The sequence below is a fragment of the Ruminococcus albus 7 = DSM 20455 genome, assembly GCF_000179635.2.
GTDB lineage: Bacteria > Bacillota > Clostridia > Oscillospirales > Ruminococcaceae > Hominimerdicola > Hominimerdicola alba.
In genome coordinates, this window is sequence record NC_014833.1 from 3,594,856 (window position 1) to 3,612,476 (window position 17,621).

Annotated in this window: 19 protein-coding genes; 10 read left to right on the forward strand and 9 right to left on the reverse strand. The window is 41.1% G+C overall.

The genetic code is table 11. From position 1 onward, the window contains the following. Window positions 1–20 precede the first annotated feature (20 nt). From RUMAL_RS16245 to RUMAL_RS16255, 3 genes are all read right to left on the reverse strand, one after another. Window positions 21–545, reverse strand: coding sequence for a GNAT family N-acetyltransferase (locus tag RUMAL_RS16245; RefSeq protein WP_013499771.1), 525 nt, complete (start codon window positions 543–545; stop codon window positions 21–23). Between the two features lie 210 nt (window positions 546–755). Continuing rightward, window positions 756–2,237, reverse strand: a complete 1,482-nt coding sequence (guaB, locus tag RUMAL_RS16250; RefSeq protein WP_013499772.1) for an IMP dehydrogenase — start codon at window positions 2,235–2,237, stop codon at window positions 756–758. Window positions 2,238–2,738: 501 nt separating this feature from the next. Next, entirely contained in the window at window positions 2,739–3,332 is a 594-nt protein-coding gene (locus tag RUMAL_RS16255; RefSeq protein WP_013499773.1) for a hypothetical protein, read from the reverse strand. 143 nt (window positions 3,333–3,475) lie between these two features. On the opposite strand from RUMAL_RS16255, the gene RUMAL_RS16260 reads away from it, so the two are divergent. Then, complete coding sequence (locus RUMAL_RS16260; protein WP_013499774.1) at window positions 3,476–4,360, forward strand: hypothetical protein; 885 nt, start codon at window positions 3,476–3,478, stop codon at window positions 4,358–4,360. A 74-nt stretch (window positions 4,361–4,434) separates the two neighbouring features. Next, a complete protein-coding gene (locus RUMAL_RS16265; RefSeq protein WP_013499775.1) occupies window positions 4,435–5,358 on the forward strand; it encodes a dockerin type I repeat-containing protein in 924 nt (307 codons plus the stop codon). A gap of 222 nt (window positions 5,359–5,580) precedes the next feature. On the opposite strand, the gene folD is transcribed toward RUMAL_RS16265, so the two are convergent. The 6 genes from folD to RUMAL_RS22600 all read right to left on the reverse strand — a co-directional run bounded on the left by folD (window position 5,581) and on the right by RUMAL_RS22600 (window position 11,303). Then, window positions 5,581–6,432, reverse strand: a complete 852-nt coding sequence (gene folD / locus RUMAL_RS16270) for a bifunctional methylenetetrahydrofolate dehydrogenase/methenyltetrahydrofolate cyclohydrolase FolD (RefSeq protein ID WP_013499776.1) — start codon at window positions 6,430–6,432, stop codon at window positions 5,581–5,583. Between the two features lie 81 nt (window positions 6,433–6,513). Next, window positions 6,514–7,755 carry a prolipoprotein diacylglyceryl transferase gene (gene lgt / locus RUMAL_RS16275; protein ID WP_013499777.1) on the reverse strand — a complete coding sequence of 414 codons (1,242 nt, stop codon included), beginning with the start codon at window positions 7,753–7,755 and terminating at the stop codon, window positions 6,514–6,516. Window positions 7,756–7,761: 6 nt separating this feature from the next. Beyond that, window positions 7,762–9,045 (reverse strand): EF-P 5-aminopentanol modification-associated protein YfmH, encoded by a 1,284-nt coding sequence (gene yfmH / locus RUMAL_RS16280; RefSeq protein WP_013499778.1) that lies wholly within the window; start codon window positions 9,043–9,045, stop codon window positions 7,762–7,764. Then, window positions 9,038–10,318 (reverse strand): EF-P 5-aminopentanol modification-associated protein YfmF, encoded by a 1,281-nt coding sequence (gene yfmF, locus RUMAL_RS16285; RefSeq protein ID WP_013499779.1) that lies wholly within the window; start codon window positions 10,316–10,318, stop codon window positions 9,038–9,040. Before yfmF ends, yfmH begins: the two co-directional genes overlap by 8 nt. A gap of 180 nt (window positions 10,319–10,498) precedes the next feature. Further along, on the reverse strand, window positions 10,499–10,834 hold the full coding sequence (locus tag RUMAL_RS16290) for a hypothetical protein (protein ID WP_013499780.1): 336 nt from the start codon (window positions 10,832–10,834) through the stop codon (window positions 10,499–10,501). A 4-nt stretch (window positions 10,835–10,838) separates the two neighbouring features. Beyond that, on the reverse strand, window positions 10,839–11,303 hold the full coding sequence (locus tag RUMAL_RS22600; protein ID WP_242837718.1) for a GGDEF domain-containing protein: 465 nt from the start codon (window positions 11,301–11,303) through the stop codon (window positions 10,839–10,841). Window positions 11,304–12,206: 903 nt separating this feature from the next. On the opposite strand from RUMAL_RS22600, the gene RUMAL_RS16300 reads away from it, so the two are divergent. The 8 genes from RUMAL_RS16300 to RUMAL_RS16340 all read left to right on the forward strand — a co-directional run bounded on the left by RUMAL_RS16300 (window position 12,207) and on the right by RUMAL_RS16340 (window position 17,556). Further along, a complete protein-coding gene (locus RUMAL_RS16300) occupies window positions 12,207–12,437 on the forward strand; it encodes a hypothetical protein (RefSeq protein ID WP_013499782.1) in 231 nt (76 codons plus the stop codon). Between the two features lie 793 nt (window positions 12,438–13,230). Further along, entirely contained in the window at window positions 13,231–14,028 is a 798-nt protein-coding gene (locus tag RUMAL_RS16305; protein ID WP_013499783.1) for a ParA family protein, read from the forward strand. Between the two features lie 3 nt (window positions 14,029–14,031). Further along, on the forward strand, window positions 14,032–14,952 hold the full coding sequence (locus tag RUMAL_RS16310) for a ParB/RepB/Spo0J family partition protein (protein WP_013499784.1): 921 nt from the start codon (window positions 14,032–14,034) through the stop codon (window positions 14,950–14,952). Further along, complete coding sequence (locus tag RUMAL_RS16315) at window positions 14,939–15,322, forward strand: hypothetical protein (RefSeq protein ID WP_013499785.1); 384 nt, start codon at window positions 14,939–14,941, stop codon at window positions 15,320–15,322. The genes RUMAL_RS16310 and RUMAL_RS16315 overlap by 14 nt, the downstream gene beginning before the upstream one ends. Before the next feature lie 42 nt (window positions 15,323–15,364). Beyond that, the gene (locus tag RUMAL_RS16320) at window positions 15,365–15,565 is read left to right on the forward strand and encodes a hypothetical protein (protein WP_050793299.1); all 201 of its coding nucleotides are present in this window, start codon (window positions 15,365–15,367) and stop codon (window positions 15,563–15,565) included. A gap of 18 nt (window positions 15,566–15,583) precedes the next feature. Next, entirely contained in the window at window positions 15,584–15,817 is a 234-nt protein-coding gene (locus RUMAL_RS16325) for a DUF5348 domain-containing protein (protein WP_013499787.1), read from the forward strand. Between the two features lie 39 nt (window positions 15,818–15,856). Further along, a complete protein-coding gene (locus RUMAL_RS20945; protein WP_013499788.1) occupies window positions 15,857–16,744 on the forward strand; it encodes a 3'-5' exonuclease in 888 nt (295 codons plus the stop codon). 161 nt (window positions 16,745–16,905) lie between these two features. Continuing rightward, complete coding sequence (locus RUMAL_RS16340) at window positions 16,906–17,556, forward strand: YkgJ family cysteine cluster protein (RefSeq protein WP_154662810.1); 651 nt, start codon at window positions 16,906–16,908, stop codon at window positions 17,554–17,556. The last annotated feature ends 65 nt before the right edge of the window (window positions 17,557–17,621 follow it).

Genomic DNA, 17,621 nt, shown 5'->3' on the forward strand with positions numbered 1-17,621 from the left:
AAGAAAATTATCAGTGTCATTTACAAAGTCTTGTTTTCCCATTCGCCTCGCGTTATGGAGTATGCGTATGATATTCCGTTTTTCTCATCGGGATATTCCTTCACCTTTTTCATTCCATTCGCTATGGCTGTCTTATATGACGGGATGTTTGTATATTTCATATAAGAATAAAGAGTATCATATGTGGTATTTGTAAAAGCCCAGTCCCGTACAGCCTGTGCAGCTTCCTTTCCAAGACCTCTTTGCCAGTACTTTTTATGCACATGGTAGCCTATCTCGGGAAGTTCTTCACCGTCGATATTCTGCAAGGTAATACCGCAGTCCCCTATCATCTCGCCTGTTTCTTTAAGTACCAGCGCCCACAGACCGAAACCGTACTTTTTGTAATTATTCAGATTCCACTCTATCCAGCCCCTGACCTTATCCTCGTCAAAAGGCTTGGGATAGTGCGCCATAGTTTCCTCATCTGAGAGTATCTCATAAAGCGCATCAAAGTCATCGTGGGTATATTCTCTGAGTATAAGTCTTTTAGTTTCAATTATCATATCCGCATTGTCCATATTTACCGTAGCGTCTTGTTTTCCAACTATGACATCTCTTATCAAACAACTAACAAGTTGTTAACGTATGTATAATATTTTACTCCATTTTTCGATATCTGTCAAGGAAAAATAAACGCCTAATTCTTGGTGATATTGCCTATTGTAACAAAAATAAGGCAGGGACGATCGCCCTGCCTTGTATAATTGTTTGAATTACATACCGGAAGTAGCAGAATAGTTGGGAGCTTCCTTGGTGATGTAGATATCGTGAGGATGGCTCTCCTTCAGACCTGCACCTGTTATGCGTATGAACTTAGCCTTCTCGCCGAGTTCGGGAACAGTGTGGCAGCCGCAATAGCCCATACCTGCTCTGATACCGCCAACCAGCTGGAAGATCGTATCGGATACGGGACCCTTGTAAGCAACACGACCCTCAACACCCTCGGGAACCAGCTTCTTGGAGTTGGTCTGGAAGTATCTGTCCTTGGAACCCTTAGCCATAGCAGCCATAGAGCCCATACCTCTGTATACCTTGAACTGTCTGCCCTGATAGATCTCGGTCTCGCCGGGAGCTTCATCGCAGCCTGCCAGCAGTGAGCCAAGCATTACAACGCTTGCACCTGCAGCCAGTGCCTTTACGATATCACCGGAGTACTTGATACCGCCGTCAGCGATTATCGGTACACCATACTCAGCAGCTGCGCAAGCAGCATCGTATACAGCAGTTATCTGAGGAACACCTATACCTGCAACTACTCTTGTTGTGCAGATGGATCCGGGGCCTATGCCGACCTTGATAGCATCAGCGCCTGCCTCACAGAGGGCTCTTGCAGCCTCGGCAGTAGCCACGTTTCCTGCAATAACAGGTATATTCGGGAAATTAGCCTTCAGCTTCTTCAGGCAATCTATTACGTTCTTTGAATGACCATGTGCGGAGTCGAGTGCGAGGATATCTACCTGAGCGTCGATAAGAGCGCCTGCTCTTTCAAGTATATCCTGTGTCATGCCGACAGTAGCACCGCAGAGCAGTCTGCCCTTCTGATCTCTTGCAGAGTTGGGGTACTGTACAGCCTTTTCGATATCCTTGATAGTGATAAGACCCTTGAGGATACCGTTGTTATCTACCAGCGGCAGCTTCTCGATCTTGTGCTGCATGAGTATCTTCTTTGCACCGTCGAGATCTGTATCAACAGGAGCAGTAACAAGATTCTCTCTTGTCATTACCTTGCCGATCTTTATTGAAAAATCAGTGATGAATCTCAGGTCGCGGTTTGTGAGTATACCCTCAAGCTTGCCGTTCTCATCAACTATCGGAACACCTGATATCTTGTATTTGCCCATAAGAACATCTGCTTCTTCAACAGTTCTGTCAGCTGTCAGGGAGAATGGATTAACGATAACTCCGTTCTCAGAACGCTTTACCTTGTCAACTTCCTCTGCCTGCTGAGCGATAGTCATATTCTTGTGGATTATGCCTATACCGCCTTCACGCGCAATGGCGATAGCCATTTTCGATTCTGTTACTGTATCCATAGCGGATGTCATGATAGGTGTGTTAAGAACGATGTCCTTGGTAAGATGAGTGTGAAGATCCACCATATCAGGTGTACAATCACTCTCTCCGGGGATAAGGAGAACATCGTCAAAGGTCAGACCTTCCTTTCCGAACTTGCTGTTTGCGTTGGTATCAAGCATAACATTACCTCCCACATTGTCATTCAAATATATTTATTTACTTATAATATCATATAATAATACACGATTTTCTTTGATTTGTCAACAGAAAATTTGCAAAATAAATATTAATTTCACCCATGCCGAAAACGCCCTCATATCACAGTTCTGCAGTAATGTATCCATTTTTTTACACTCGCGTAAAGTCCCGATTTTTCGGCAAATTTGTGCGACACTTACAAAAATCAAACAAGAAATTCTACACTGTGGATATACTTACGGGTATAGCCAAAAAACGTTATCTGAGTTATAATTATCATGTATTAAATTATTCACAGAAAGAATGGAGATGTATTGTAAGACGGATACCCATATAGAAGTTTTGCCCCCAAGCGTTTAAGCGCTCAGGGGCATTCTTTTTTATACGGTTGCTAAGATAAATCAGAATTTATCAGCATAATCCAAAATGATTTGCTATAACATCACATACTTCTTCCCTTGTATCTTTCCCATTATCTTCTCTTACAACCGTGAAAAAACCACTATTTGCAAATTCATCATAGTGTTTTTGCTGTTGATAAGAGCAAGTCCGCGCCTATAATTCTCCATTACTGCTTCGGGATCATCGCAGCTATCAATAACATTTAATAGAAAAAGTTTGTCAGGGTCGCTTCTGTCAAAGAAACGCTCAACACTCATAGACTGCGGTGAAAGCATAACTGCAACATGATGATAATCTGATATTTCTTTGAGCAAATCTAACGGTATATTGGTATCAACTATAACCGTTTTCTCTCTTGAAATTGAAATAAGTTCTGCTATTTCAAACTCCGCAGCTTCTCTCCCGACACTAAATATCCACCGTTCATATTCTTCCGGAGAGCGGGTTACAAAGTCTTTCCAATCAGTAAGATTGTTTACGTAACAGATATCAGGCTGTACTTCTGGTGTCGCCACAATATCAGATATTTGACTGTGATAGTTTTCACCGCAGAATATCATGTCATATCGGTCAGCAAGCATTTTTACCATCGTTGATTTTCCGGCATAAGCTGTTCCAGTTATAAAATATACATTTTTAAGATAATGCTTTAGAATGTTGTTTTCGATTTTCATAGTAATCCACCTTGATAAATTCCGATTTATGTTCGTAACAATTATAGCATAACATTGCCGCACTGTCAATAAAAACGCCATAGTACTTCTGACTGTAAATCAGAAATACTATGGCTTAAAACTTCTATATGAGTATCTTTCTTATGAATCGCACATATTTATTTGCTGCCGCAGCGGCACTGATACTTGCAGGCTGCGGTTCGTTGACCGAGCGCCCTGCGGACAGTAATGAAAGTTCTAAGAACGTAAAGTCCTCTGATACGGCAGTCAGCAGCACAGCCGAGGTATCCTCTGAGGAAACAGAAGAAAGTCCGGCTGAAGCGCAGGAAGAAAGTTCCTCCGCCGATGACAGCAGTGATGTGACAGATAGCATCGCGGAAACTTCCGATGAGAGCAAAAACGATGGCATGGCGGGTCAGTTCACAGGCGGACTTGACGATGACGGCAAAGGTCCCGATGAGAACCATTTCGGGACAGAAGTCGGATTTGCTCCCGGTATATGGTGGGCATTCTGTAACAGCGGCGATATCTACTATGAATTCTCTACAGACGGCACAGGTATGAGGATCTATCAGGCAGACGGCTTCAAAGAAGGGTTCACCTATGAAATGAAAGACGGCTATGCTGTTTTCTATTTTGCAGGCAACGCAGGGGGCACTGATGAATATACCCGGGCAAAAGCAGAAGACCGCGGTGACGGTGCGTTACTGACCTTTGAAAATGACAGCCATACCGAGGAACTTGTATACAGAGACAATATCAGCTTTGACGATTTCAGCTTCTACACAAATAAAGAACTTGAAGATATGGCAAGGGAATACTGCAAGCAGCACAGTGATTCAGGCTATGAACCCGAATTCTGCGATGTTTCACAGTCAGATTCCAATACAGATATAGTTATACACCTATATGATATATTTGACGATCATTCAGCCACTGTAGCATGGTACTATGTTGACCGTTTCACAGGCAAAGGCAAGGATCTTATGGATAAGGAAGTTGATCTTTCCACAGCGCTGAAAGGCTGATGACGGGGTTGACAATATCTGCGGTCAGGTGTATAATATATTAATATCTTTTGATACCCGGGAGGAAATTATACATGAACAAACTGATCATGACCGCAGTATCGCTTATATGTGCCTGCAGTATCTCTGCCTATGCAGACGGTGCATCTGCTGCAAAGGGCGATGTGAACGGTGACGGCGCTGTGACCATTACTGATGTTTCAAAGATCGCTGCACATATAAAAACTAAAAAAATGATTCAAGGCGAAAGCCTGCAGAATGCCGATGTCAACTACGACGGCAAGGTAAATATATCAGACCTTTCACTCACAGCAGCTTACATAAAAGGCAAAAAAACTTTTCCTGATGACCCTCGTATCGCTGACGAAACTTTCAAGGGCTATGATGCCTTCCTTATGTTCGCTGACGGCAGTATGAACTGGGGCAACTGGAACGGTCAGGGCTATTACAGCGCACCATCCTTCGGTGATGATGCTGATATCACCAATGACGGTGTCTACAGTGTCAGCATAACCAAAAAAAGCATAACCGCCAAGGACGATACGGGAACGAATCCTTCACTTTTATACGGTTCTGACGGCAGCCTGCTCCCCGCTAAAGGCTGTACTATGCTCTGTGTAGATATCACAGGTCTTCTCGACGGCACCCTTGCCGCTGACGGAAGTGAGCTTGAAGGTTTCCTTAAAAGCGGTAATGATGCAAATGTCAATAAACACGTCAAAGGCAAATTCAGGGGAGATGAATTGAATGTGACTGTCACAGGCATAGCCATTGACGGGAACTATATCGAATTTGACCCCTCTAAGATACGCTACGGAAACCTTGATGAAGAGGATAACTGCTATCGTATATGCATAGCTGACCTCCTGTCAGGCTCTGCCGAAGATGCAGCCATAGATACCGGCAATCTCAGCTTTAAAAATAGTATCACCGTTGAATTCAGTATATCAGGTATAGATAAAAATGAACATACCTCATATGATGATATTTTCGGCTGATGCTGACCTCATTTCCAAAGACTTCTATTTCTATTTGGCAGGGGCAGACATTCTCTCAAAGAACAGAGAATGTCTGCCTTTTGCTATGCTATAAAAGTATAGCTGCCCCTGCCAAATAGAGTTAAAAGTTTTCGGAAATGAGTTTGAGGGAAACCCTTTTTCAAAAGGGTTTCCCTCAATAATGATCACAAACGTTCTGTATGGGTACCCGCAGAGGTGGTATCACACGCCGTGATGTTCCTTACCTGCTGTGAGAGTATTTTTCATTAGCATAGCGATAGTCATGGGGCCGACGCCGCCGGGTACGGGAGTTATGAAGCCTGCTTTTTCTTTGCAGTCCTCAAAGTCAACGTCACCGCACAGCTTGCCGTTTTCATCGCGGTTCATACCAACGTCGATAACTACAGCACCCTCCTTGATATAGTCAGCAGTGACCATCTTAGCTCTGCCTACAGCAGCGACAAGTATATCAGCCCTTGCGCATACCTCTTTAAGGTTCTTGGTCTTTGAATGTGTGATAGTAACAGTGCCGTTCTCATGCAGCAGCAGCATAGCCTGGGGCTTGCCCACGATATTGCTTCTGCCGATAACTACGCACTCCTTGCCTGCAACTTCTGTGCCTGTAGACTTTATAAGCTCCATAACGCCCGCAGGTGTGCAGGGCAGGAAGCTGTAATCACCTATCATTATCTTGCCCACATTTACAGGGTGGAAAGCGTCAACGTCCTTGTCGGGGCGGATGTTGTTAATGATTATCTTATCATCAAGGTGCTTTGGCAGAGGGAGCTGTACAAGTATACCGTCCACCTTGTCATCCTTGTTGAGCTTGTCTACCAGCGCCAGAAGTTCTTCCTCGGTAGTTTCAGCAGGCAGTGCATACTTGTATGAATTGAATCCTACAGCCTCGCAAGCCTTTTCCTTGTTCTTTACGTACACCTGTGAAGCAGGGTCGTCACCGACTATAACTACTGCCAGACCTATCTCGATGCCCTTGGCCTTCAGTGCCTCGACTTCCTGTCTGATGCCTTCTTTTACCTGTGCCGATACTGCCTTGCCGTCGATTATGTTTGCCATATTAATGACCTCCTTATTTTTATGGATATCCCCTCTGTATCATCACTATTTTTATTGCAAGTCAACATAGTTGATCAGATATTACTTATCCTTTTCGCTGTCCTTATTCTCGTCCTCATCGTCATCATCGAGTATGGACTTATAACCCTCATCGGGCACCTCAGTCTTATCCTTTTCAACAGCAGCTTTTAGTGCTTCCTTCTGAGCCTTGATCGCTTCCTTGCCGAACTTCTTGTTATATTCCTTTTCCAGCTCTGCAAAGCTCTCGCCCTTGTGCTTAGCCTCAGCTATCTTCTTTTTCAGCTCTTTCTTTTCCTTCTGCATATCCTCATAGCCTGCATATTCTGCCAGCTGAGCCTTTGAAACCTCAGTTTCATAGAAGAACTTGTAATTGCCCGAACGCTTTGTGATGCTGCGGAAAACTATCCACAGTACGATAGATGCTACCACGCAGGTACCTGCTACCAGCTGTGATACCCTTATATGTCCAAGATACAGCGAGTCTGTTCTCAGACCCTCGATGAAAAATCTGCCCAGACCGTACCAGCCTGTGTACATCAGGAATATCTCACCGTCAAACTTGCGGTGCTTGAAGTACAGATGCAGTATTATGAATCCCGCAAGACACCACAGGCTCTCATACAAAAAGCAGGGATGTACGGGCGCGAATGCGTCAGTATCCGTCAGAGTGTCATAATGATCCGAAAGGAAACGCGCTGTACTCCAGGAAAGCATTCCCCAGGGCTTGTCAGTGTTCACGCCGAAGCATTCCTGATTGAAGAAATTTCCCCACCTGCCTATGCACTGTCCTATCAGGAAACAGGGAGCTGTAACGTCCAGCATGGCTGAAAGTCTTATCTTTTTGATCTTTATGATACTTCCGCCTACAAGTATGGCACCGATGAGTCCGCCGTAAATACCCAGACCGCCGTCACGGATATTGAAGAAATCTTTTAATGTGATACCCTCGGTATTGAATATGACATAATAAAGTCTCAGTCCGATAAGTGCACCGATAACACCGCCGATAACACCGTCTGTCGCCCTGTCGGGGTCAATACCGCAGGGACGCATCTTCCTGAAACCGTATATCATGGCAAGGAGTATGCCTATGCCTATCAGCAGACCGTACCAGTATACCGTGAAATTCAGACCGGGTATAGTAAACGCTACCCTGTCTATGGATATGCCTTCTCTTAAAATATTATCTGTATTTCCAAAATTCGGGAAATACACCTTATCAGGATTTTTGCTCAGTTTTTCTCTGACCGCAGCAGTATCCTCTGCCAGAGTGCAGAGTGCAGTCATAACATTCATGTTCATTTCAAATTACTCCTTTATCGGCTCAATTATTGATATTGCAGAATTTTCCTCATCGAACAGCTCATCGAGGGCTGCCCTGCAATCCTCAGCGGTTATATCCGCCAGCAGTTCAGCTTCATCGAATACAGTAGTACCGTTGAAATAGCTTACTGTCATGGCATCCGTAAGACCTTCAACATTACCGAACATTCTTACTATCGAGCCGTATCTGGATTTTCTTACCATGTTGAAGTCATCTTCATTGAAGCCATCTTTCTTTACTCGCTCTATCTCTGCCAGCAGCCTTCTGTATACCTCATCGGGATCTCTCGATTCACCCGATATCATGCACACAAAGAAACTTCCGCTGCATGAGAACGCACTGTATCCGAACTGAGAGTTCAGCAGACCTTCATCAAAAAGCTGCTGATACAGCGGTGATGAAGAACCTATCAGCATTTTCATCGCCATACGTGCTACGGATATCTTCCTCTCAAAATCCATGCCGTCACAGGCTGCCGATTTGAACCCTATATCGAATAAAGGCAGCCCCACAGGAAAGCTTGCAGTCACACGCTTCTTCGCAACACCGCGTCCCTCCTCGGGGAATCTGCATTCAAGTTCAAGATCCTTTGCAGGCTTCAGTATCCTGTCGCATATCTCAATGACCTTGTCCTCATCTACGTTGCCGGCTATAGAAAGCACCATATTATGAAGATTGTAGAAAGTGTTATAGCAGTCATACAGCAGTTCGGGAGTTATCTGCGCTATGGAATCCACCGTTCCGGCGATGTCTATCTTTACAGGATGCTCCTTGTATATGGCTTTCAGCATATTGTAAAAGCAAGCATTGGAAGGTGAATCCTCATACATCTTTATCTCCTGCGCGATTATGCCCCTTTCCTTCTCAACATTCTCCTTGGTGAAATAGGGCTTCTGAACATAATCCAGCAGTATCTCCAGCGACTTCTCCCAGTTTTTCGAGGTGCTGAAGGTATAAGCGGTTTCATCAAAAAACGTGAATGCATTTGCATTCGCACCTGTCTGCGCATAAAGATCGAATACCGGTATATCCTCGCTCTCAAAAAGCTTGTGTTCAAGATAATGGGCTATACCCTCGGGAACTTCTATATAATCCCCTGTTTCCGCTGTTTTAAAACAGGTATTTATCGAACCGTACCTTGTAGCGAATGCAGCCTCGGTAGTGGAATAATTATCCATTTTCCAAACCAGTATATCAAGTCCCGAAGGATGATGTATCAGTGAATACTGCTCCCCGAATCTTTCGCTCTTAATGATCTCCTTATTCATCGGCAGTATCCTCCTTTGCTTTCAGCACGAACACTGAATCCTCCTTGAAACTCTTTGCACACTCCGTCACCTGTTCCGCAGTTATGCGGTCGATGATATCGCATACCTCCTCGGGGGTATAGGCAGTGCCGCGCGATTCCTGAGCCCTGTACCATGCAGCCATATCCCACTCGGAATCATAGTTCGCCATGAAATTGCTCTTTACGAATCTCTTGGTGTTTTCCAGTTCATCCGCAGTAAAATCGCCTGTCTGCACAGCCACTATCTGCTCACGGATAGCCTCCTGCGCCTTTTTGATATTTACAGCATCCACACCGCTCTCTATCAGCATAACACCCTTGAGCTCGCTGTAGTAGCTGTCACAGCTGTAGCAAAGCGAAAGCTTTTCACGTACATTGGCAAAAAGCTTTGAGAATGCCGAACCGCCCAGCAGCCATGAAGTCAGCTTGCACACATAAATATCCTCATAGTCGGATTTGTATGCCATGAACATCTTGCACTGCTTGACATCCATGTATTCCTCTTTTTCGCAAACTTCCTTTTTAAGAGGTGAAAACGCTCTGAATTCAGCTTTGATGACATTCTTTCGCTCCAGCTTTGAGAATGCTTCTCTGAGCATATCAACAGCACTGTCTATCTCACCGCCGCCGCATATCATAAGATCTATCTCAGCACTCTCCAGAAGATATCTGTACTGCGACATCAGCTCCTCCTGCGTAAGGCTCTCAGCCCTCTCCATAGTACCAAGATCGGTATTGGCAGCAGGTTCGCCTGCGTATATTATTTCCTTCGCCTTGCTGAAAGCATAAGACCTCTTATCATTCACCGATGCGGCTATATTGTCAATAAGCTCCTGTTTTCTCAGCCTGAAATAATTCTCATTGAACTTACCGTCCTTGATATCAGGACTCAGCACACAGAGCAGCAGCTGCCTTACAGCCTCCTCCGATATTTTTTCACCGTCAATGGTGTACTTATCCATGATCATATTCATGGATATGCCCATTGACTGATGATCGCTGATATTCCCCGAAAGAGCACCTATGGAAGTACCATAAAGCCCCATGAACTTTGAGGAAAGTTCGCTCCTTGAAGGAACCTCAGAATTTGAAGTCACCAAAAGCGACATCAGCAGCGAATTTGCACCAGTATAATCAGGATCAATCGGAACAACGAATCTCACCCTGACTATATTCGTCTTGTACTTCGGATCAATTATCTGTGTAAGGGTGATGCCCTCACCGATGACCGATCTATCGTATTTTATCGCCATTTACATTCTCCATTCTATGAACTGCCCTTAAACAGGCATAAAATATACCAAATTATATTATACCACAAACTATCAGGATTTTCCACCCATTTCACAATATTTTCATTTTGACAGTATCGCAAAAAAAGACAGCCGACAAATACAGCTGTCCTTATTACTTATTTAGCTAATACAAGTCCGTTACACAGGAAAATCAATACCATCCGCCGAAACAGCATCACAGGTCTCATCTACCCATACTATCAGTCTCTTAACAAACTTGGGTGTTATTGTCTGCGGCACATCAAATGGCAGCAAAAACCTGTTCCAGCCTATACTTCCGGCATTTCGGAATCTCCTCCCCTTGCTTATCACGTAGGGTGTTTCAGTACCCAGCGGACAGCTCAATATCAAATGCTTATCGGGCGATATAACATTCAATATATAGTAGTCACTATCATCATCGAGTACAACATACCATAAATACGTAGTATCTCCGACGCATATACTTCGTCTTTTTTCAGAATTTATACCCATAGATTTACCCTATGACTTTGTTTTTACCGCTTTTTTTGCCATAATAAAGCTTGTTATCAACTACCTGTATCCATTCATCCAAAGTTCTGCCTTTTCTTGCAGGAGCCACACCGACAGTTATTGTAATGGGTATTGACTTTCCTTCAAATTCAACAGGAGATGAAGCAATATCAGAACGTAATTTTTCGATAATTTTCATAACTTCATCATCATTGTTGAACAGTATAAGGAACTCCTCACCGCCCCACCTTGCTATATCACAACCTGCACAGGTATCCTTCAATTTCTTAGATATAACTTTAAGCACTTCGTCACCGGCATTGTGACCGTAAACATCATTTATTGTCTTAAAATCGTCGATATCCGCCATCGCCAGCACAGCAGTTTCTTTCATACTGTTGACTTCTGTAAGTCGGTCGATCATATAATGTCTGTTGTAAAGATCTGTCAGTCTGTCCTTGTGTGCCATTTGAGTCAGCTTGATCTCCGAATTGATTATAGAACGTATCTGCTTATTTATGTAGATAATCAAAAAAGAAAATACTATCAATGAATTTGTGAACAAAAATAAAAGTGAGTATTTGTTATCCCTTTCATAAATAGGACCATTTATCCGAACATACCCCATTATAATGAAATAAAATGCAGCCACACAAATACTGATATTCATAGGTCTGACAGTTTTTCCGCCCAATTTGAAAGCCAGATACTCTGAGGAATAAATAACAGGTATCATCGAAAAACAGTACAGATGAAATCCGTAACTATCACCGAGGCAGACGGTGGTTACCCCCATATACAAGGTTATCCACGCATAAACTATCCATAAATAGGTATCAAGTTTATTTTTGTAGATGAGAATAAAATTAAAAATATATAAAAACAGCGTCGGTATACTGAAATAAACAAGAAAATCAGCATCAAGCTTTTTAAAAAATATCATAAGAAAGAAAACTATGAAAATTAAAGCTATATTCACACCGAAAGTCAGCTTTTTAATACCTTTATAATTCAAAGATGTCTCCCCCTTTCAACATTCATATAATTCCATATTAATCATAACACATTATGAATAATTTTGCAACAAAAAAAACAATTTAACCCTAAACAAAAGCGTAAATCGTTTTTTGTTGGAAATACCCAAAATTCGCCCAATATATTCAAAAGGCATGATACAAGAAAATATCATGTCCCTTTATATTTTAAATATTTAATTCAAATATAACGTAGCTTTCTTTTCTTGATTTATTCAAGTAAGCAAAAGTTGTCTATTATGCATATTTCAAACAAATACTATTGATTTTTCTGATATAATATGCTATAATATATATAATTAAAGACAAATAACAATTGTTTTTAGGAGATGAAGTATATGATGACTTTTTGGGTACTATTTGTTAATGATTTTTCTAAGAATGAGCGCTATACAAAAGTATACACAGCTATGATGGAAGCATATAATGAAATGGAGAGAATTAACCCCAGCGGCAGCAACCCTAACATGTTAACTACGGTATCAAGACATAGTTTTAGAAAGAGGACAAAAGACTTTGAAAAGATGAATAATGAGTATTTCAAACAGCATGGCAAATATGCTTTTTAAAACACGATATTAATGATTTAATTACTGACGTCATAAGTTAATAAAGTAAAATAAGTAATCCCTTTACCTAATTGGCAAAGGGATTATTTGTTATCTATTCGTCTTCTTCATACCCACTACATTCATGCTTATGTTCACAAAATTCGCATTCACATAAATCACTATAATTTCCTGTTTGCCAACAGATTTCATTATAGTTCATAATATTCACCTTCTTCTATCTTCCATTTTAGGAAGAATAATACTTAAAGAAAAATTTTTTTCATCATGTGTTGTTTACTATATTTATCTAAAGCGTCTGATAATTTTTGTATTATAAACTAAATGTTATCAAGTGTATGGTTGTTTAATTTTATTGTTATTTTTGAATTGTGAATATTATTTTCTCTACTCATTATGTTATATTAAAATTCCTCGTGAGAAAAGTTATTTTCTCACGAGGATAGCAGGGGCACCAAGGATCGAACTCGGGACACGCGGTTTTGGAGACTTAAATAACTTGTAATGAGTTATAAACACCTGATTTATTAGTACCTAACAACTTCTCCATGAAATCAATACATTATACCATACTAAATTTAATTAGTCAACATCACATTTAGTGTGGCTAAAGACACATTTATAACAACGATAAAAGATAGCGTTTGACAGAAGTCAGGCGCTATTTTTTATGGCAGCGGCAGGGTCGCTCCCTGCGGGCAGTGCTTAGTGTTTTTCTCACTGCCCTTCCCGCTGTCAATAGATTGAAAAACACTAAGATTAAAATCCGCAACAGCGGTGAAAGGAAAAAACCATGAAAAACACAAAAATAATTGCAGTAGCAAATCAGAAAGGCGGCGTGGGCAAAACCACTACTACAATCAATGTAGGTGCAGCACTTGCTCTTACGGGCAAAAAGGTCCTGCTAATTGACTTGGACACTCAGGAATCCCTTTCAAATTTCCTCGGGATCTACAATGCAGAGAACAATATAGGTAAAGCGCTCTACAAAACAGTTAACCGCGAAACTATTGACCTTGCAGATTACATTGTCACAAACGAGGTCAACAGAGTTGACATAATCCCGGCAGAACTGAACACAATGCAGCGTATCGCCATAGACCTTGTATCAGTCAGAAGCAAAGAAACAGTTTTTCGCAGATTGATAAATCAGAACAGTGAACTTCTTAGCAGATACGACTACATCCTGCTTGACTGCCCACCGTCCCTTAATGTTATATTGGATAACGCACTTACGGCAAGCCGTTATGTGCTTATCCCCTGTCAGGCTCACCCTCTGAGCTATCCCCCGCTGCCTAATCTCCTATTACAGATAAATGAGATTCAAGCAGAACTGAATGAAAACATAGAAATCATCGGAATTGTGCCAACAATGGTTGACAGGAGCAACAACAGCAAAACAACGGTCGAAATGCTCCGCGGTAATTACTCTGACATTGTTTTTGAAAGCGAGATAGAACGTATGGCTGTTGCCGCCAACTCTGCACTCACTGAAAAGGCAGTTGTTCTGTCAAACGCTAAGGACAACCGCGTATCACGTGAATACAAGGCTCTCACTGATGAGCTTGTAAGTCGTATCGAGGGGGTGTAAGGCATGAAATTTGATAAAGTAAGTGAAACATTCTCCGAGAGAAAGGAAAAAGGAAGTATAAAAGAAAGCCTTATCTCAGCTGAGGAAGTTCTGAACGAGATAACCGAGATAGCTATGCACAAGCTTGATATGTACACAGACGAGGATGGAAATCAGCCTTTTGACATAGACGATGAAAAAGTTGAAGCCCTGAGCGAAAGTATAAAAGAGAATGGGCAGCTGGAACCTATCATCGTTCGTAAAAAGAATGGTAGGTATCAGATACTCAGCGGTCATCATAGATACCTCGCTCTGAAGTCGATAACTGCAATGTATGCACTTGCAACTGTGGTCGATGTATCCGACCTTAAAGCCTACATGATAGTGTGCGAAAGCAACATCCATCATGCGGCTCCCCCGCCCTCTAAGCTTTGTAAGATTTTCCTGCGGTATCGTGCCGCAGGAAAAGAAGAGAAGATAACCGCCGATCAGCTTGCTAAGATGTTCGGCATCAGCCGTGAACAGATGTATCGCATAATTGCTATGGACACACTTACAACACCGATGCAGGAACTGGTCGATGCAGGACTTATCTCAACCAACAGCATAAAACAGCTGAGAACACTTACCCCTGACCAACAGGATACGCTTGCTGACTATGTTTATAATGAGGACAAAAAGCTTAACAAGGCGAAATGTGACAAGGTCATAGATCTGTTTATCACTAATGCAAATGCAACGGTAGAAGATATTGACGAGTGTCTGAACAGTGACGATAAAGAAAAGGAACCTGCCAACAACTACAATGCTATGAAGAAAATGAGCAAAGAACAGCTGGCTGACTATATTTTTGCAAACCTTGCAAGCTTTACTTCGTCAGAAAAAATCCTTTCTTTTCTCTGTGATAATATTGGAAAGGAGAAGCAAAATCTTGAAAAACATTGAACTGTGCAGAAATTGTTACTATGGCAGAGTGATCGTCGATGACAATGGACAAGTATTTGGACGGTCTTGTGAATTTCCTATATCAGTATTTATTGAAAATATAGATAAAGTAAAAAACGAAACAGACGATGAATGTATGTTTTTCAGCGGCGGCTGTTCCGGAGTGATAGGATTTACAAATATAGATAGGAATGAGACCGATCACATAGAACAGACAGAAGTCCTTGACGAACAGCCTGAACAAGACAATTTAGAAAAAGCACCTGATATTATTCATAAGAACATTTGGACTAACATCTTAATGAATATTGTTATGTTTCTCATTGGTGTTGGTGTAGCTATTATATATACTATTATAATAAGGGACTGATAAAGTGTGTCTATAGACACAGTTTATCAAGTGGTGCTGGGAATGGAAATACGAATAATCGGAACCAAAGAAGAACTGGAGCAGGCGGCAATTCAGATAGCTGCCTGCTACAAAATAAAATACAAAAGTCGAATCTATCTCTGCCGTGATAAAAAGGCTTACCGGCTGTATATAAAAACCGAGGATAACCACATAGAGGAAGAAAAGCAGCTGGAAGGTCAGATGTCTTTTGATGAGGTGTGATTTCATGAGGTACAATATATGAAAATGGGAAAGCTTGGATATAATAGCGACAATAGCAGATACGGCATTCTTGTCTGCGATTTATGGGAGTTAGATGGCTTTCGCTGTGGCGATACATTAGAGGTGTGGGACAGAGATACAGAGCAGTGGATACCGACACGCATGGAAATGCGTTGGAAAAACGAATGGTATCTCGTCGGCACGCCATACAGCGGTACGGCTTTAGAGGGTTTGAAAGTAAGAGTGAAATAATCTGAGCTTGTGCTGTAAATTTAACAAGGAGATTATAAGATGAAAGTACATAATCACGATTATCCCGACCACAAAACCGCAAGGCAGTGGGCAAAACAAGGCTTTTTACCAATAGATGGGGCAGAAGGAATAGAGTTATGGGCAAATCAATTTTGTCAGAATAAATACATCTATTACGGACCCGATGAAGTATCCAAGGCTACACCCGATCAGCTTTCTAACTTTTTCCGCTTTGAACGAGAAAACCGAAATCAAAGAGAAAAAGAAAAAAGGAAGCACAGAAACGCTGAACTAATTGCAGAAAACAAAGAGCTTAGAAAAGAGAATAATCTACTTGAATTATCCTTATGCGAACTTGAAAGGACTGCAATTAGACTTATGCGAAACGTTGACATATCACCCGAAAAATCAGCGGATACTATTATAATAGATACTGAAACAACAGGACTCAGTGAATTAGACGATGAATTGCTGCAAGTATCTATCATCGATGATGCAGGAAATGTTCTTTACAACAGCTATCTTCGCCCCTTATACCATACTTCATGGAAAGAAGCGGAATGTGTAAATAACATTACTCCGCGAATGGTAGCGGAGGCACCGACCATCTATGATGAAATGCCAAAGATAAATGCTATCATAAAAGCTGCCAAAAAAATCATAGGCTTTAATACCGGGTTTGATGAAAACTTCCTTTATTTCTCCGGTGGAATTTCATGGATGAATAAAGAGGTCGTTGATGTAATGACGATGTTCGCGCCGATCTACGGTGAATGGAGCGAACAATACGACGATTATAAATGGCAAAACCTTATTAAAGCTGCCGATTACTATGATTATGATTGGAGCAGCCGACCAGGTGAAGCACACAACAGTCTTGCAGACTGCTATGCTACCCTATATGTGTACAATAAGATCATTGAATAAAAAGTGTGTCTATAGACACATTTTATTCTTGACATAAGAGAGCATTTAGTCTATAATAGAGAGGTAAATGATGAAGAACTTATATGATAAAAGTAAGTATATCAACAAAAAAACACTCGATCCAAAAGCAGAGATAATATTAAAAACAAAGGATAAACTTGATGAATATCGAAAAAAAACAATTAAAACAGATACAAGCTCTGATTTCAAAGACAAGCTGTATCGGATCTGTTGTACAATTATATCTAAATATAAATAAAGATTTAAGATTAAGGTTAAAACCTAAATGTTTATCTAATTGTTGCCAATGCTGCAATGATCTTTTTTTTATATCACCTCCAGAATTCTACACAATTCTCTTTTACCTGAAAGAATACATGGGTGAAGACTATATTTTAGCAAAAATACAGTATTCTCAAGCAATGTTGAATAAACTGAAAAATGCTTGTCCATCGTATGATGATTATTCAAGTTCTTATTTATCATTTGATAAAGACCTATATATTTCTTTACATGACACCTTAGAAAACCATAAAATTCGCTGCCCTTTTTTAAATTCCAAAGGTCATTGTGACATTTATCCTGTACGACCTTTAATCTGTAGGTTATATGGTTGGAAAATACAGTGTAAAAATATAGGTAAAACAATGAAATATAACAAGTATGAAAAATACAATGAATTTCAAAAACTAAATGGTTATAATGGTAAGTTTGAAAAAGAGTATATCATAATTGATTATCTTGCTGAACTTGCTCCCCTACTTTTATTTAATGAAGAAGAGTTCAAGAAAAAATATCAAGAATCCATATAAGCAAATCTGATAAAGTAGTTTATTTAAATACAGTTTATAATACACGTAAAGCAGCCAATTAATAA

Bases quoted from the DNA above. Each gene is read 5' to 3' on its own strand.
- RUMAL_RS16245 (WP_013499771.1), bottom strand. From the start codon at position 545: ATGATAATTGAAACTAAAAGACTTATACTCAGAGAATATACCCACGAT.
- guaB (WP_013499772.1), bottom strand. From the start codon at position 2,237: ATGCTTGATACCAACGCAAACAGCAAGTTCGGAAAGGAAGGTCTGACC.
- RUMAL_RS16255 (WP_013499773.1), bottom strand. From the start codon at position 3,332: ATGAAAATCGAAAACAACATTCTAAAGCATTATCTTAAAAATGTATAT.
- RUMAL_RS16260 (WP_013499774.1), top strand. From the start codon at position 3,476: ATGAATCGCACATATTTATTTGCTGCCGCAGCGGCACTGATACTTGCA.
- RUMAL_RS16265 (WP_013499775.1), top strand. From the start codon at position 4,435: ATGAACAAACTGATCATGACCGCAGTATCGCTTATATGTGCCTGCAGT.
- folD (WP_013499776.1), bottom strand. From the start codon at position 6,432: ATGGCAAACATAATCGACGGCAAGGCAGTATCGGCACAGGTAAAAGAA.
- lgt (WP_013499777.1), bottom strand. From the start codon at position 7,755: ATGAACATGAATGTTATGACTGCACTCTGCACTCTGGCAGAGGATACT.
- yfmH (WP_013499778.1), bottom strand. From the start codon at position 9,045: ATGAATAAGGAGATCATTAAGAGCGAAAGATTCGGGGAGCAGTATTCA.
- yfmF (WP_013499779.1), bottom strand. From the start codon at position 10,318: ATGGCGATAAAATACGATAGATCGGTCATCGGTGAGGGCATCACCCTT.
- RUMAL_RS16290 (WP_013499780.1), bottom strand. From the start codon at position 10,834: ATGGGTATAAATTCTGAAAAAAGACGAAGTATATGCGTCGGAGATACT.
- RUMAL_RS22600 (WP_242837718.1), bottom strand. From the start codon at position 11,303: ATGGCACACAAGGACAGACTGACAGATCTTTACAACAGACATTATATG.
- RUMAL_RS16300 (WP_013499782.1), top strand. From the start codon at position 12,207: ATGATGACTTTTTGGGTACTATTTGTTAATGATTTTTCTAAGAATGAG.
- RUMAL_RS16305 (WP_013499783.1), top strand. From the start codon at position 13,231: ATGAAAAACACAAAAATAATTGCAGTAGCAAATCAGAAAGGCGGCGTG.
- RUMAL_RS16310 (WP_013499784.1), top strand. From the start codon at position 14,032: ATGAAATTTGATAAAGTAAGTGAAACATTCTCCGAGAGAAAGGAAAAA.
- RUMAL_RS16320 (WP_050793299.1), top strand. From the start codon at position 15,365: ATGGAAATACGAATAATCGGAACCAAAGAAGAACTGGAGCAGGCGGCA.
- RUMAL_RS16325 (WP_013499787.1), top strand. From the start codon at position 15,584: ATGAAAATGGGAAAGCTTGGATATAATAGCGACAATAGCAGATACGGC.
- RUMAL_RS20945 (WP_013499788.1), top strand. From the start codon at position 15,857: ATGAAAGTACATAATCACGATTATCCCGACCACAAAACCGCAAGGCAG.
- RUMAL_RS16340 (WP_154662810.1), top strand. From the start codon at position 16,906: ATGAATATCGAAAAAAAACAATTAAAACAGATACAAGCTCTGATTTCA.